General features: G+C 43.7%; 3 protein-coding genes. All 3 read right to left on the bottom strand.

Annotated elements, in window-relative coordinates; genetic code table 11:
• Positions 1–619, bottom strand: a 619-nt coding sequence (locus CG11_RS29010) for a glycosyl hydrolase 108 family protein (protein ID WP_231512850.1), incomplete at its 3' end; no start/stop codon positions are given.
• A 63-nt stretch (positions 620–682) separates the two neighbouring features.
• Positions 683–883 carry a hypothetical protein gene (locus CG11_RS29005; RefSeq protein WP_052600390.1) on the bottom strand — a complete coding sequence of 67 codons (201 nt, stop codon included), beginning with the start codon at positions 881–883 and terminating at the stop codon, positions 683–685.
• A 14-nt stretch (positions 884–897) separates the two neighbouring features.
• Positions 898–1,275, bottom strand: coding sequence for a peptidoglycan-binding protein (locus CG11_RS29000; RefSeq protein WP_052600238.1), 378 nt, complete (start codon positions 1,273–1,275; stop codon positions 898–900).
• Positions 1,276–1,329 lie beyond the last annotated feature (54 nt).

The following is a 1,329-nucleotide window of genomic DNA, read 5'->3' as shown; positions in this document are numbered from 1 at the left end:
GATAAATACCATAGACAACTAAAGCGCCAGCTGCAGCAACCACTCCAACCGTCACCGCCACTCGAGTCCAATCGGTTTTCATAACAGGATAATCCCGATTCAAGGAGTCAATCAATTGCCTTTCATAAGGACTATTAATACGTTGATAATAGCCAATCATTCGCTGTCTAAAAGCATTAAAAATACGAGCCTGCCCTACTCGTAGGATTTGCCGATTGAGCGCCTGAACAGAAGCCACCCCAAAAGCACCATCCACCGAAAGATGCTCTCCCAAATCATTAAGGGTGCGCTGCATTTCTTTGATAGCATTGCCTCCAGCGGAGCTTTTCATATCCGCCAAAATATCTGCAAGGGCTTGGCTCTGGATGAAGTCGCCTTGGATCTTATCCCAATATTGAACTTTATAGATCTGCATGGCTTCAGTAATAGATAAGTTTTCCATTTCTGCTTTAGAAATCATGCGCCCACGCCAGGCAATGAGTGTCGGAGCAGCAATACTTCGATTGGTACCAATCAAGGTCCCCACCCCGACTTGATTGGAGGACCAATTGCCCTTGTCGTTGTACAGATCCTGATAACCTGCAATAATACGCCGCCACCGTCGTTTGGTGGGCAGCATCCAACTGTTGAAACTAGCCATAGGAAGAGGTTTTTGAAGTGGTTTTGAAAAAGCAACAGCAACTCAAGCGCTTAGTGCTGGAGTTGCTGGAGTAGATTGGGCATAGAGCCAACGAAAAAATAAAAGGACAAGGAGCACTAGCAAAATAGGTTTGAGTAAGTCAAAGAGTTCTTGCGTCAAAGAAGGTTCTTTTTGCTCTTGACTCGACCACCACCAATAGCCCGTACTACCAGCACCTAATAAAAAAGGAAGTAATAAAAACATGGGTTTAGATTGTTTTAAGCGGCTGCAAGACTTGTCTGCAGTTGAGCTAAAGTAATGCTCTTTTGTTGGGTGTATCGAAGGAGCATTTGCTCGGTTCTATCTCCAAAAATGCCATCCTCTTCTAGTAGAGGAATGAAGGTTGGAGCGTGTTTTTGATGCTCTTGATTTAAGAGCTGTTGCAGCTGTCGCACTTGCTCTCCTTGACTGCCTTTTTTAAGAAGGAGGCTTTCAGGATTAGAGGTAGTTGTATTATTAGAGACAGCTGTCGGTTTGGATCCTGTTAAAAGGGTTCCTTTAAAAAGGCGATGTCGATAAAAATACAAGACAAGCAAGAGGACCAACAAACCAACGGCAAGGAGTGGTTTTTGATATTGGATCAGTTTTTCTTTCATGTTAAATGGGTTGATCTTGGTTTTCTCCTCCTGCTACTTCCAAGTTTTTGGCTT

Source organism: Aureispira sp. CCB-QB1 (genome assembly GCF_000724545.1).
In the GTDB taxonomy this organism is placed as follows: Bacteria; Bacteroidota; Bacteroidia; order Chitinophagales; family Saprospiraceae; genus Aureispira.
Note: the sequence above shows the minus strand (reverse complement) of the source record. Positions and strands in the feature narration are given on the sequence as shown.

Excerpts from the sequence above, each read along its gene's own strand:
- CG11_RS29005 (WP_052600390.1), bottom strand. The coding sequence starts at position 883 with ATGTTTTTATTACTTCCTTTTTTATTAGGTGCTGGTAGTACGGGCTAT.
- CG11_RS29000 (WP_052600238.1), bottom strand. The coding sequence starts at position 1,275 with ATGAAAGAAAAACTGATCCAATATCAAAAACCACTCCTTGCCGTTGGT.